Annotated in this window: 16 protein-coding genes; all 16 read right to left on the bottom strand. The window is 58.3% G+C overall.

From position 1 onward, the window contains the following. Positions 1–35: 35 nt before the first annotated feature. Positions 36–1,325, bottom strand: a complete 1,290-nt coding sequence (gene hisS, locus AABC73_RS06275) for a histidine--tRNA ligase (RefSeq protein WP_065835145.1) — start codon at positions 1,323–1,325, stop codon at positions 36–38. A 24-nt stretch (positions 1,326–1,349) separates the two neighbouring features. Beyond that, positions 1,350–2,459: a flavodoxin-dependent (E)-4-hydroxy-3-methylbut-2-enyl-diphosphate synthase gene (ispG, locus tag AABC73_RS06270; RefSeq protein ID WP_341522879.1), complete on the bottom strand. Its 1,110-nt coding sequence runs from the start codon at positions 2,457–2,459 to the stop codon at positions 1,350–1,352. A gap of 3 nt (positions 2,460–2,462) precedes the next feature. After that, positions 2,463–3,452, bottom strand: coding sequence for a RodZ family helix-turn-helix domain-containing protein (locus AABC73_RS06265; protein WP_341522878.1), 990 nt, complete (start codon positions 3,450–3,452; stop codon positions 2,463–2,465). Next, on the bottom strand, positions 3,452–4,210 hold the full coding sequence (pilW, locus tag AABC73_RS06260) for a type IV pilus biogenesis/stability protein PilW (RefSeq protein ID WP_341522877.1): 759 nt from the start codon (positions 4,208–4,210) through the stop codon (positions 3,452–3,454). The genes AABC73_RS06265 and pilW overlap by 1 nt, the downstream gene beginning before the upstream one ends. A 26-nt stretch (positions 4,211–4,236) precedes the next feature. Continuing rightward, positions 4,237–5,385, bottom strand: a complete 1,149-nt coding sequence (gene rlmN / locus AABC73_RS06255; protein ID WP_331151648.1) for a 23S rRNA (adenine(2503)-C(2))-methyltransferase RlmN — start codon at positions 5,383–5,385, stop codon at positions 4,237–4,239. 32 nt (positions 5,386–5,417) lie between these two features. After that, positions 5,418–5,843 carry a nucleoside-diphosphate kinase gene (gene ndk, locus AABC73_RS06250; protein WP_331151647.1) on the bottom strand — a complete coding sequence of 142 codons (426 nt, stop codon included), beginning with the start codon at positions 5,841–5,843 and terminating at the stop codon, positions 5,418–5,420. 95 nt (positions 5,844–5,938) lie between these two features. Further along, on the bottom strand, positions 5,939–6,139 hold the full coding sequence (gene iscX, locus AABC73_RS06245; RefSeq protein WP_341522876.1) for a Fe-S cluster assembly protein IscX: 201 nt from the start codon (positions 6,137–6,139) through the stop codon (positions 5,939–5,941). 12 nt (positions 6,140–6,151) lie between these two features. Next, entirely contained in the window at positions 6,152–6,493 is a 342-nt protein-coding gene (gene fdx, locus AABC73_RS06240) for an ISC system 2Fe-2S type ferredoxin (RefSeq protein ID WP_065835151.1), read from the bottom strand. 3 nt (positions 6,494–6,496) lie between these two features. Next, positions 6,497–8,359 carry a Fe-S protein assembly chaperone HscA gene (hscA, locus tag AABC73_RS06235; RefSeq protein WP_331151645.1) on the bottom strand — a complete coding sequence of 621 codons (1,863 nt, stop codon included), beginning with the start codon at positions 8,357–8,359 and terminating at the stop codon, positions 6,497–6,499. 46 nt (positions 8,360–8,405) lie between these two features. Continuing rightward, entirely contained in the window at positions 8,406–8,927 is a 522-nt protein-coding gene (gene hscB / locus AABC73_RS06230) for a co-chaperone HscB (protein ID WP_020292194.1), read from the bottom strand. 8 nt (positions 8,928–8,935) lie between these two features. Further along, complete coding sequence (iscA, locus tag AABC73_RS06225; RefSeq protein ID WP_341522875.1) at positions 8,936–9,259, bottom strand: iron-sulfur cluster assembly protein IscA; 324 nt, start codon at positions 9,257–9,259, stop codon at positions 8,936–8,938. A gap of 60 nt (positions 9,260–9,319) precedes the next feature. After that, positions 9,320–9,706, bottom strand: coding sequence for a Fe-S cluster assembly scaffold IscU (iscU, locus tag AABC73_RS06220; RefSeq protein ID WP_020292192.1), 387 nt, complete (start codon positions 9,704–9,706; stop codon positions 9,320–9,322). An 85-nt stretch (positions 9,707–9,791) separates the two neighbouring features. Continuing rightward, on the bottom strand, positions 9,792–11,006 hold the full coding sequence (locus AABC73_RS06215) for an IscS subfamily cysteine desulfurase (RefSeq protein WP_341522874.1): 1,215 nt from the start codon (positions 11,004–11,006) through the stop codon (positions 9,792–9,794). 44 nt (positions 11,007–11,050) lie between these two features. After that, on the bottom strand, positions 11,051–11,542 hold the full coding sequence (gene iscR, locus AABC73_RS06210; protein WP_341522873.1) for a Fe-S cluster assembly transcriptional regulator IscR: 492 nt from the start codon (positions 11,540–11,542) through the stop codon (positions 11,051–11,053). Between the two features lie 147 nt (positions 11,543–11,689). Next, positions 11,690–12,466, bottom strand: a complete 777-nt coding sequence (cysE, locus tag AABC73_RS06205; protein ID WP_020292189.1) for a serine O-acetyltransferase — start codon at positions 12,464–12,466, stop codon at positions 11,690–11,692. After that, positions 12,466–13,239: a tRNA (cytosine(32)/uridine(32)-2'-O)-methyltransferase TrmJ gene (gene trmJ, locus AABC73_RS06200; RefSeq protein ID WP_341522872.1), complete on the bottom strand. Its 774-nt coding sequence runs from the start codon at positions 13,237–13,239 to the stop codon at positions 12,466–12,468. Before trmJ ends, cysE begins: the two co-directional genes overlap by 1 nt. Positions 13,240–13,447: the final 208 nt, after the last annotated feature.

Raw genomic sequence — 13,447 nt, 5'->3', positions numbered from 1 at the left:
ATACTCCTATTCGCTAAATCGGCTGTTAATCAGCTTCAACCCTGCACAACGCAGGAGGCCAGGTGCTCGGACAGAGCATCCCAGGCAATATTTTGTTGTTCGCCCTGACCACGCAGGGGTTTGACACCGATTACCTGCTGCGCCAGTTCCTCCTCACCGAGGATCAGGGCAAACAGTGCGCCGCTCTTGTCGGCTTTCTTGAACTGGCTCTTGAAGCTACCGGCACCGGCATTGACCTGCAAACGCAAGGTTGGCAGCTGGTCACGGACCCGTTCGGTCAGGGCCAACGCAGCCAGCTCGGCAGCTTCGCCGAACGCGCACAGATAAACATCCACCTGGCGGGAAATTTCTTCCGGGATCTGCTCCAGGGTTTCCAGCAACAGCACCAGACGCTCAATACCCATGGCGAAACCGACGCCCGGCGTTGGCTTGCCGCCCATTTGCTCAACCAGACCGTCGTAACGACCACCGGCGCATACCGTGCCCTGGGAACCGAGTTTGTCGGTGACCCACTCGAAAACGGTCTTGCTGTAATAGTCCAGCCCGCGCACCAGCTTCGGGTTGATCACGTAAGGAATACCGACCGCATCCAGACGCGCCTTGAGGCCTTCGAAATGGATGCGCGACTCATCGTCCAGGTAATCCGCCAGTTTCGGCGCATCGACCAGCACGGCCTGGGTTTCCGGATTCTTGGTATCGAGCACACGCAACGGATTGGTTTTCAGGCGACGCTGGCTGTCTTCATCCAGCTCGCTCAGACGCGACGAGAGGAATTCCACCAGTGCATCGCGATAACGCGCACGCGCTTCGCTGGTGCCCAGGCTGTTCAGCTCAAGTTTCACCGCGTCGCGAATGCCGAGCTCCTTCCACAGGCGCCAGGTCATGACGATCAGCTCTGCGTCGATGTCCGGGCCGTCCAGGTTGAAGACTTCCAGGCCAATCTGGTGAAACTGGCGATAGCGGCCTTTCTGCGGGCGTTCGTGGCGGAACATCGGCCCGATGTACCAGAGTTTCTGCACCTGGCCACCGCCAGTGATGCCGTGTTCAAGCACCGCACGCACGCACGCGGCGGTACCTTCAGGACGCAAGGTCAGCGAATCGCCATTGCGGTCTTCGAAGGTGTACATCTCCTTTTCAACGATGTCAGTGACTTCGCCGATGGAGCGTTTGAACAGATCGGTGAACTCCACGATGGGCATGCGAATCTGCCGGTAACCGTAGTTATCCAGCAAACGCGAGACGGTACCTTCGAAATGACGCCACAACGGGGTCTGCTCGGGCAGGATATCGTTCATGCCACGAATGGCTTGCAGAGACTTACTCACAAAAAATCCTTAACAATTCTTGGGTTAGCCGCGCGCGATGAGCGCTGCGTCGGCTGCGACCTTTTCGGCCGCTTTCTGGCGAATCAAGCGTTCCAGCTCATCCACCAGATTGTCATTGGTCAGCTTCTGCGCCGGCTTGCCATCGATGTAGATCAGGTTCGGCGTACCGCCAGTCAGCCCGATATGCGCTTCCTTGGCTTCACCCGGACCGTTGACCACACAACCAATAACGGCAACGTCCAGCGGCACCAGCAAATCTTCGAGACGCCCTTCCAGTTCATTCATGGTCTTGACCACATCGAAGTTCTGCCGCGAGCAGCTGGGGCAGGCGATGAAGTTGATGCCACGGGAACGAAGGTGCAACGATTTGAGGATGTCGTAGCCGACTTTCACCTCTTCGACCGGGTCAGCGGCCAGCGAGATGCGGATAGTATCGCCAATCCCGTCGGCCAGCAGCATACCGAGGCCAACGGCGGATTTCACTGTGCCTGAACGCAGGCCACCGGCTTCGGTGATACCCAGGTGCAACGGCTGGACGATTTCCTTGGCCAGCAGGCGATAGGCCTCGACGGCCATGAACACGTCGGAGGCTTTCACGCTGACCTTGAAGTCCGGGAAATTCAGGCGTTCAAGGTGTTCGACGTGCCGCAAAGCGGACTCCACCAGCGCGGCAGGCGTTGGTTCGCCGTATTTTTTCTGCAGGTCTTTTTCCAGGGAACCGGCGTTCACGCCGATCCGGATCGGGATGCCGCGATCACGGGCCGCATCCACCACCGCGCGAACCCGGTCTTCACGACCGATGTTGCCCGGATTGATCCGCAGGCAATCGACACCCAGTTCGGCAACGCGCAAGGCGATTCGATAATCGAAGTGGATATCGGCAACCAGCGGCACCTTGACCAGCTGTTTGATACGACCGAACGCTTCAGCGGCGTCCATATCGGGCACCGAAATGCGCACGATATCCACACCCGCAGCTTCAAGGCGATTGATTTGCGCGACCGTGGCCGCGACATCATTGGTGTCGCTGTTGGTCATGCTCTGCACGGCAATTGGCGCATCGCCACCGACCGGAACCGAGCCGACCCAGATTTTACGGGATACGCGACGCTTGATCGGAGATTCGCCGTGCATGAATTATTGCCCTACCTTCAGACGAGCGGTTTTGCCGTTGGTGAACGACGACAAATCGACCGGCTGGCCATTGTAGTTGACCGAAACACCGGGTGGATGCCCTAGCAGCAGCGTCAAAGGCGGCTTGCCGTTGACGTTGAGGCTGTCGCCCTTGCGTTTCATGCCACTGAAAAGAACCTTGCCGCCCGCTTCGGTCACCTGAGTCCAGCAATCAGCCGTAAATTGCATAGCCACTTGACCAGCACCAGCGGGGATTTCCGGCGCTGCTTCCGTGACGTCTGGCGTAGTTGCCGGCGTGCCTGGAACGGCTGGCGTACCACGCGCCGGAACGGACGGCGTAGTCGGCGTATGCAGTGGAACGTTTGCCGAGGTGGAAGGCGCAGCAGGGGCCGGGGCCGATGAAGGCGCTTCCGTCGCAGGCGTACCGGTATTCAACGGCAATGACGACTGATTGCTGCCCAATGATTCGGTCACGGCCTGATCTTCAGGCTCGTCCAGCGGATGAATCTGCGTGGTGCCGTCTGCGCTTTCGACTTCCACATGTTCAGGCGTCAAGCTGACCGGATCCTTGCCACGCTGGGAAGCCTGATCCTGCCACCAAAGGAAACCGCCACCCACCAGCACCACCAGCAACAGCAGGCTGACGATGCGCAAAATATTGTGTGAGAGCCGAACCGGCTCTTCGATGCGGCCCAGCGCATGAACAGCTGAGCCCTTGCCGTCGGTGCCGGTGTACTGATCGAACTGGTTGACCAGCGCGGTCTGATCCAGCTCCAGCAACTTGGCGTAGGCGCGCACATAACCGCGGGCAAACGTGTGCCCGGGCAGCTTATCGAAGTCGCCAGCCTCAAGGTTGCTCAGAGACGTTACGGTGAGGTTCATCCTCAAGGCGACATCTGGCAGCGACCAGTTCTTATTCTCACGGGCCTGACGCAGTGTTTCACCAGGGTTAACGCGAGTGGCTGCTACAACTTCGGGATGCACCGCTTTCATCATTGCTCCGACAGGTATTGCTGATATTCCGGCGTACCGGGATAGAGTCTTTTGAGTTGCAACCCGAAACTGGCTGCCTTGTTGCGATCGTCATAGACTTTTGCCAATCGCGTACCGAGCAATAGACTACGTGCATTTTGCTCGCTCAGTTGGCTAAAACGGTCGTAATAGTCGCGCGAGGGCACATAATGCCTGTCTTCGTACGACAACTCAGCCATTTCCAGCAATGATCGTGGCAGTTGGCGGTCCAGGCGCAAGGCCTTGGTGAAATAATTCAGCGCCGCTTCACGGTCGCCCAGCTTTACCGCCGTCAGGCCCAGGCTTTCAAATACTCGGGAGCGTTCCGGGTAAAGCGAATCCGAAGCCGCTTCTTCAAAGCGTGCGTAGGCCTCTTTGTAACGGCCCTGTTCGTAGAGAAAACTGCCGTAGTTGTTGAGGATCCGGGCATCGCCCTTGCGCGAAGACAAGGCCTTGCGAAAGTGCTGATCCGCCAGTTCCGTTTCCATTTCAACCTGGAAAACCAGGGCCAGCGCGGCATTGGCGTCGGCATCGGAACTGTCCAGGTCCAGCGCTTTTTTCAACGGCACCTTGGCCCGCTCGGTCTGGCCTTGCTGCAAATAACCCAGACCCAATTGCACGTACGCCTGACGAGCCGCATCGCGGCCCTTGCCAGTGCTCATCGGGTCGATATTGCCCGATGACACGCAGCCCGCCAGCATCGTCATGAAACAGAGCAGCAGCGCGGCACGCACGGACATTGAGATTCTCTCGGTCAAGATTGCGATCAGGTTCGAGTCGCGGCGCTTTGGGCCACATCGGCCTCGGCACTCAACTCACGCACAGCGATGTAACGCTCGCTGCGACGAGTCCGATCCATGACCTGGCCGACCAACTGACCACAGGCCGCATCGATATCTTCGCCACGGGTGGTACGCACAGTGACGTTGTAACCCGCCTGATGCAACTGATCCTGGAAACGACGGATCGCGTTGTTGCTCGGACGCTCGTAACCCGAATGCGGAAACGGGTTGAACGGGATCAGGTTGATCTTGCAAGGTGTGTCCTTGAGCAGCTCGATCATCTCGACCGCATGCTCGACCTTGTCGTTGATGTCCTTGAGCATGGTGTACTCGATGGTCAGCACGCGCTTCTCACCCAGGGTCTTCATGTAGCGCTGGCAGGATTCGAGGAGCATTTTCAGCGGGTATTTCTTGTTGATCGGCACCAACTGGTTGCGCAGCGCGTCATTGGGCGCGTGCAGCGACAAGGCCAGGGAGACGTCGATGTGCTTGGCCAGCTCGTCGATCATCGGTACCACGCCGGAGGTAGACAGCGTGACCCGGCGCTTGGAAATGCCATAGCCCAGGTCATCCATCATCAGATGCATGGCGGCAATGACATTATCGAAGTTCAGCAGCGGCTCACCCATGCCCATCATCACCACGTTGGTGATGGCACGGTCGACGGTAGCCGGGACGCTGCCAAAGGATTTGTTGGCAATCCACACCTGACCGATGACTTCGGCGGCGGTGAGGTTGCTGTTGAAGCCTTGTTTGCCGGTAGAGCAGAAACTGCAATCCAGCGCACAACCCGCCTGGGACGAAACACACAAGGTGCCGCGTTTGCCCTGGGGGATGTAGACCGTTTCGACGCAGCTGCCGGACTCGACACGTACCACCCATTTACGGGTGCCATCGGTGGAGATGTCCTCGCTGACGACTTCAGGGCCACGAACTTCGGCACAGGCCTTGAGCTTTTCGCGCAGGGCCTTGCTGACGTTCGTCATGGCGTCGAAATCATCGACGCCAAAGTGGTGAATCCACTTCATGACCTGACCGGCACGGAAGCGCTTCTCCCCGATCGAATCGAAGAATTTTTCCATTTCCAGTTGAGTCAGACCCAACAGGTTTGTCTTGCCAGTCGATGCAATCATGAATTCACCCTTCACTCGTTAGTCAAAAGGACTTAGCGAGTGGTTACTTCGGTAGCTGCGAAGAAGTACGAGATTTCGCGAGCAGCGGCTGCTTCGGAATCGGAACCGTGAACAGCGTTGGCGTCGATGGAATCAGCGAAATCAGCGCGGATAGTACCGGCAGCAGCTTCTTTAGGGTTGGTAGCGCCCATCAGCTCGCGGTTTTTAGCGATGGCTTCTTCGCCTTCCAGTACCTGAACAACAACAGGACCGGAGATCATGAACGCAACCAGATCGCCGAAGAAACCGCGAGCGCTGTGCTCAGCGTAGAAACCTTCAGCTTCGGCTTTGGACAGTTGCTTCAGTTTCGAAGCAACAACGCGCAGGCCTGCTTTTTCAAAGCGAGTGGTGATTTCGCCGATTACGTTTTTAGCAACGGCGTCAGGCTTGATGATCGAGAAAGTACGTTGAACAGCCATGGTGAAACTCCAGAAACAATGATTAAAGCGAAAAATTAAACCCGCGAATTATACGCGGGTTCCGGGGGATTGCCTAACTGCGTGAATGACAGAGCTTAGTCAGCTTCTTCGATCCAGGCAGCCTGAATGGCTTCAAGGACCTTCTCGCCACCACGCGTCGGATCATCGCTGAACTCAGGCAGGGCTATAACCCAGCGCTGCAGCTCAACAAAATTGACATAGCGCGGATCGACATCCGGCTTGCTTTCCGCGAGCTGGATGGCGATATCCAGCACATCAACCCATTTAAGACTCATGACAGCTCCTTGTCAGTGCGGCGCTTCGGCTGCATGGTTAAGCGAATATTTCGGGATCTCGACCGTCAGGTCTTCAGTGCCGACGATGGCCTGGCAGGAAAGACGCGATTGTGGCTCAAGGCCCCAGGCTTTATCGAGCATATCTTCCTCCAGCTCGTCAGCCTCTTCCAGCGAGTTGAAACCCTCGCGGATGACGCAGTGACAAGTGGTGCAGGCGCAGACGCCACCGCAGGCACTTTCGATCTCGATGTGGTGCTCATGAGCCAGTTCGAGAATGGAGGTGCCGGGTGCCGCCTCAACAACCAGACCTTCCGGGCACAGTACTGCGTGAGGCAGAAAAATGATCTGCGGCATCAGTTATTCCTCGATTTCATTCAGATTGCGCCCCGACAGCGCGGCCTTGACGGTCAAGTCCATGCGTCGGGCTGCAAATGCATCGGTCACTTGCGACAGACGCTTGGTCTGCTGCTCAATGGCGGGGCCATCGGTGCCTTGCATCAATTCACGTAGTTCCTGCAGTTGCAGGTCGATGACCATGCGCTCTTCGGCGTCCAGCAAGCGTTCGCCATCCACGTCCAGTGCTGCCTCGACGGCCTCGACCAGACGCTGGGCGTCGACCTGCTGTTCGCGCAGCACCCGGGCGACCTTGTCGTCACTGGCGTGCTGGAACGATTCCTTGAGCATCCGGGCAATTTCGCCATCGGTCAGGCCATAGGAGGGCTTGACCTGGATACTCGATTCGACACCCGAGCCCAGTTCACGCGCAGCCACGCTGAGCAGACCATCAGCATCGACCTGGAAGGTGACACGGATTTTCGCCGCACCGGCAACCATCGCCGGAATGCCGCGCAGCTCGAAGCGCGCCAGGGAACGACAGTCGCTGATCAGTTCACGCTCGCCTTGCAGCACGTGAATCATCATCGCCGACTGGCCGTCCTTGTAGGTCGTGAAGTCCTGCGCACGCGCTACCGGAATGGTCGTGTTGCGCGGAATCACTTTTTCCATCAGCCCGCCCATGGTTTCCAACCCCAACGAGAGCGGAATCACATCGAGCAGCAGCAATTCTTCGCCGTCGCGCTTGTTGCCAGCCAGGGTATCGGCCTGGATCGCCGCGCCGATGGCGACCACTTGATCCGGATCGATTTCGGTCAATGGCTGGCGACCGAACAACTCGGCCACCGCCTGACGAACACGAGGAACGCGGGTCGAACCGCCCACCATGACCACCGCTTCGACTTCGTCCAGCTCGATATTGGCATCACGCACTGCGCGGCGGCAGGCTTTGAGGCTGCGGGCCAGCATCGGCTCGATCAGCGCATCGAAGGCCTCGCGAGTCAGCACGCCGCTCCAGTCGCCGTAGGCAACATCAGCACTGGCGACATCAGTGAGCGCTTCTTTTGCAGCGCAGGCCGCTTGCAACAGGCTGCGCTGGGTAGACGGATCGAGATCCGCCGACAGGCCTGCTTCAGCGACGATCCAGCTGGCGATTGCGTGATCGAAGTCATCGCCACCCAGCGCGGTGTCGCCGCCGGTGGCCAGCACTTCGAAGACGCCGCCCGTCAGACGAAGAATCGAAATATCAAAGGTGCCACCGCCCAGGTCGTAGATGGCAACCACGCCTTCAGCGTTTTGATCCAGGCCATAAGCCACGGCTGCGGCGGTCGGCTCATTGAGCAGACGCAACACATTGAGGCCGGCAAGTTTGGCGGCGTCTTTGGTGGCCTGACGCTGAGCGTCGTCAAAATAAGCCGGAACAGTGATCACCGCGCCTACCAGTTCGCCACCCAATGCCAGCTCAGCCCGCTCACGCAACACCTTGAGGATGTCAGCGGAGACTTCGACCGGGCTTTTCGGGCCTTGAATGGTTTCGATGAACGGCATGTGCGACTCGCCGCCGACGAAGCGGTAAGGCAATTGCTCGCCCAGCTGCTTGACGTCCGCCAGACCGCGCCCCATCAGGCGCTTGACCGAAAGCACGGTATTGAACGGGTCGGCAGCGGCGGCGGCTTTGGCAGCCTGACCGACTTCGACGCGGTCGGCGTGATAGCGCACGGCGGACGGCAGAATGACCTGCCCTTGCGCGTCAGCCAGCGGTTCGGAGAGACCGCTGCGCAATGCAGCGACCAGCGAATTGGTGGTGCCCAGGTCGATACCCACAGCCAGCCGACGCTGGTGCGGTTGAGGACTTTGGCCGGGTTCGGCGATCTGCAGTAAGGCCATGCTTTATCTGAATAATCACAGGCGTGCGGCCAGGAGCAGCACGGGGTTAATCGTCGAGGCGCTCTTCAAGCTGGCGCACTTCGTAAGAGAGCTTGTCGAGGAACTGCATGCGCCGCATCAGCCGTTCGGCCTCATCGCGTTGCGCAGCGTCGTCCCAACAAGCAGCGAAGCTTTCGTTCAGTTCTTCCTGCGCAACCTTGAGGCGTCGCTTGAAGACGGCAACTCCCGCCAGATCCGCTTCGTCCTGCAGATCCTCAAGCTCTTCGCGCCATTGCATCTGCTGCAGAAGAAACTCGGGATCGTGCACGGTCACTTCCAGCGGAACCTCATCGCCACGCATCGCCAACAGATAACGCGCCCGTTTCGGGGCGTTCTTGAGCGTCTGATAGGCTTCGTTGAGGCTGGCGGAATGTTCCAGCGCAAGACGCTGCTCACGCTCGGAAGCGTCAGCAAAGCGATCTGGATGCACGGCCCTGGCCAGCTCGCGATAGCGCGTGGCCAGTTGATCGAGATCAAGGCGAAAGCTCGGCTTGAGCTCAAACAAGGCGTAATGACAAGGAGTACCCACGATAAGCCTCAGATGTTGAAGCTTTCGCCGCAGCCACATTCACCGCGCGAGTTGGGGTTGTTGAACTTGAAGCCTTCGTTCAACCCTTCCTTGACGAAATCGAGCTCGGTGCCATCAAGGTAGACCAGGCTTTTCGGATCGATGATCACCTTGACGCCGTGCAATTCGTACACGGTATCTTCAGTGTTCGCCTCGTCGACGAACTCGAGCACATAGGCGAGACCGGAACAACCTGTGGTGCGAACACCCAGACGAACGCCATCACCTTTGCCGCGCCCGTCGAGGGAGCGTCGTACGTGTTTAGCGGCAGCTTCTGTCATGCTGATAGACATCGGAGCTCCTTATTGCAACGCAGTTACTTAACGCAAGCTTCTTTAGAAAAAGACTGCTGCTTACAGCAGGCCTTTCTTCTGCCGGTAATCGCGAACAGCGGCCTTGATGGCGTCTTCGGCGAGCACGGAGCAGTGGATTTTCACCGGCGGCAAGGCCAGTTCTTCAGCCAGCTGAGTGTTCTTGATGGTCTCTGCTTCATCCAGAGTCTTGCCCTTCATCCACTCGGTTGCCAGGGAGCTGGAAGCAATTGCCGAACCGCAGCCGTAGGTCTTGAACTTGGCGTCTTCAATGATGCCTTGATCGTTGACCTTGATTTGCAAGCGCATTACGTCGCCGCAAGCCGGAGCGCCGACCATGCCGGTGCCAACATCAGGATCTTCCGCGTTCATCTTGCCGACGTTGCGCGGGTTCTCGTAGTGGTCGATGACCTTTTCGCTGTAAGCCATGGTGCTATTCCTCTCATCAGGGAGTCGCTCTGCATGCCATGTGCACGGTTAGTTGCGCACGGCTCGCTTGGGAGGCGACTTTAAATTAATGCGCCGCCCACTCGATCTTGGAGATGTCGACACCGTCTTTGTACATGTCCCAGAGCGGCGAAAGTGCACGCAGCTTGGTGACCGCTTCGCAGACTTTCTGCGCCGCATAATCGATTTCTTCTTCGGTGGTGAAACGGCCGAAGGTAAAGCGTATCGAGCTATGAGCCAGTTCGTCATTACGACCAAGGGCGCGCAGCACGTACGACGGCTCAAGCGACGCCGAGGTACAGGCCGAACCGGACGAAACCGCCAGATCCTTGAGCGCCATGATCAGCGACTCGCCTTCGACGTAGTTGAAGCTCAGGTTCAGGTTGTGCGGTACACGGGAGATCATGCTGCCGTTGATGTACAGCTCTTCCAGATTTTCAACCTGCTTGTAGAAACGCTCGCTCAAGGCTTTGACATGGGCGTATTCGGCAGCCATGTCTTGCTTGGCAACGTGGAACGCTTCACCCATGCCAACGATCTGGTGGGTTGCCAGCGTGCCGGAACGCATGCCGCGCTCGTGACCGCCGCCATGCATGGCCGCTTCCAGGCGAACGCGCGGTTTGCGGCTCACGTAGAGGGCGCCGATGCCTTTAGGGCCGTAAGTCTTGTGCGCCGAGAAGGACATCAGATCGACCTTGAGGCTGGCCAGGTCGATTTCGATTTTGCCGGTGGACTGCGCCGCATCAACGTGGAACAGCACGCCGCGCGAACGGGTCAGTTCGCCAATCGCCGCGATGTCGTTGATGGTGCCGATTTCGTTGTTCACGTGCATGATCGAAACCAGAATGGTGTCGTCGCGCAGAGCCGCTTCAACCATTGCCGGAGTCACCAGGCCATCTTCGCCGGGCTCGATGTAGGTGACTTCAAAACCTTCACGCTCAAGTTGACGCGTCGTATCAAGCACAGCCTTGTGCTCGATCTTGTTGGTGATGATGTGCTTGCCCTTGCTGGCGTAGAAATGCGCCACGCCCTTGATTGCCAGGTTGTCGGACTCGGTCGCACCGGAAGTCCAGACGATTTCGCGTGGATCGGCGTTAACCAGATCAGCGACCTGACGACGCGCATTCTCCACCGCTTCTTCAGCTTTCCAGCCAAACACGTGGGAACGCGAAGCCGGGTTGCCGAAGTTTCCTTCGACGGTCAGGCATTCGATCATTTTCTGCGCGACTCGCGGATCGACCGGGGTCGTCGCGGAGTAATCAAGGTAAATCGGCAATTTCATTGAAGCTCTCCTATCAGGCAGGCGCACCGCTCATTCATCTGCGTTCATTCGACGGCGGACGTTTCAATCTTATCCAGGTAATGCGTCTTGGTATGGGAACGACGCAGATCCTGGCGCTGGGCGACTTCTTGCACCTCACGGCGAGTAACAAGGTCGGCCAGGCTGATACCGCTTAGAAATTCGTGAATCTGCTGGCTGAGATCACACCACAAGTGGTGGGTCAGACAGGTATCACCGGCATGGCAATCGCCCAGCCCCTGGCAACGTGTTGCATCAACAGACTCGTTGACGGCATCGATCACCTGAGAGACCTGGATGCTTTGCATGCTGCGGGATAGCTGATAACCACCGCCCGGCCCCCGCACGCTCGACACCAGACTGCTGCGACGCAGCTTGGCGAACAGTTGCTCGAGGTAGGACAGGGAAATGCCTTGTCGCTCAGAGATATCGGCCAGTGACACTGGCCCGTGCTGCGCATGTAGTGCCAGATCGAGCATGGCAGTTACAGCGTATCGGCCTTTCGTAGTCAGTCGCATGGCGTGTACCACAGAGGTTCTGGATAAAATCGAGTATGCTATTCCCGACTGTTTAAGTCAACTATAAGACCAAGCAATTTAGTCGGGAATACCTGCAAAACTGCGGCCGCATCATAGCAAACGCTGGGCCGCATGACACGCCCGGCATCAACCGACCTTGCTTTCGCTCTTGTCCTTGACGCAGTCGAAGACCTCGTCATGCAGTTCGGGAAGTTCCTTGGCGCAATAATCGCTGCCCAGGCCTTTGAGTGCATCGCACATGCCTTCCAGGCGCACGTCCACGGCTTGCAAGTGATCAAGCAACTGGCCAATGGCTCGCGCCACCGGATCGGGCATGTCTTCGCTGACGCCATAGGCATCGAAACCCAACTTCTCGGCAATTGCCTTGCGTTTGGCCTGCACATCATCGTCGGACTTGATGATGATGCGCCCCGGAATACCCACCGCCGTGGCACCAGCCGGCACCGCCTTGGTCACCACCGCGTTGGAGCCGATCTTCGCGCCCGCCCCCACCGTGAACGGCCCGAGCACCTTGGCGCCAGCGCCGACCACGACACCGTCTTCGAGAGTCGGATGGCGCTTGCCGGCATTCCAGCTGGTCCCGCCGAGCGTCACGCCCTGATACAGCGTGACGTCATTGCCGATCTCGGCCGTCTCGCCGATCACGATACCCATGCCGTGATCGATAAAAAACCGTCGACCAACTTTGGCACCGGGATGGATTTCGATACCGGTCATCCAGCGACCGAAGTTCGACACCACTCGCGCCGGCCACTTCAGACCCTGCAACCAAAGAATATGGGCCAGACGATGCAGCCAGATCGCGTGCATGCCTGGATAGCAGGTCAGCACTTCAAAGGCATTGCGTGCCGCCGGATCACGATGGAATACACTTTGAATATCTTCTCGCAGACGCTCGAACATCATTGATCCTTCCGCTTATAGGGTTCACCGCGGGCTGATTTCTGGGTCTCCGTGAGGATCCCGCGCAGAATGCTCAGCTCCGAGCGATTCACGTCGCTGCGACCGTACAGGCGGCGCAGTCGAGCCATCAAATGCCGTGGCTTTTCCGGATCCATGAAACCAATCGCTACCAGCGTGGCTTCGAGGTGCCCGTAAAAACCTTCCATTTCGTCCATGGTCGCCAGATCAGCGCTGCGCACCGAGGTCACTTCGACTTTTTCGGTCTTGGTCGGCTGCCCTTGAGCCACCAACCAGGACATGCGCACCTCGTAACTGAGCACCTGAACTGCCGCCGCCAGGTTCAGCGAGCTGAATTCAGGGTCGGACGGGATATGCACGTGATAGTGACATCGCTGCAGCTCCTCGTTGGTCAGGCCGGCGTATTCACGACCAAACACCAATGCCACCTCGGCGCCCTGCCCTGCCTGTTCGGCAGCCATCACGCCAGACTCGCGCGGATCGAGCAGCGGCCAAGGGATGCGCCGATCACGGGCACTGGTGCCCAAGACCAGATTGCAGCCCACCAAAGCGTCTTCAAGGGTCGCAACCACCTGGGCGTTTTCGAGGATGTCGCTCGCCCCGGAAGCCCGGGCGTCGGCCTCGTGATGGGGAAAGACCAGCGGATCCACAAGCACCAGGCGCGAAAGCCCCATGTTTTTCATGGCGCGAGCAGCCCCTCCGATATTGCCGGGATGACTGGTACCGACCAGGACAACACGAATGTTTTGCAGCAAGGCAAGTGCTCACAGACAGAAGAATGGGGAGCAAATCTTACAGAAGCCCCCGGCTTAACGCTATGAACGTCTGTGGCAGCGAGGTTGCTCGCGAAGAACGCTACCGCGGTGAGCGTGATCCTTTAAGGCGCCTGATTCGCGGGCAAGCCTCGCTCAACGAACCCGGTTTTAGCCTCACGCGGCAACACGACGCTGGAAATATTTCGTC

It is taken from the genome of Pseudomonas sp. G.S.17 (genome assembly GCF_038096165.1).
In the GTDB taxonomy this organism is placed as follows: domain Bacteria; phylum Pseudomonadota; class Gammaproteobacteria; order Pseudomonadales; family Pseudomonadaceae; genus Aquipseudomonas.
Note: the sequence above shows the minus strand (reverse complement) of the source record. Positions and strands in the feature narration are given on the sequence as shown.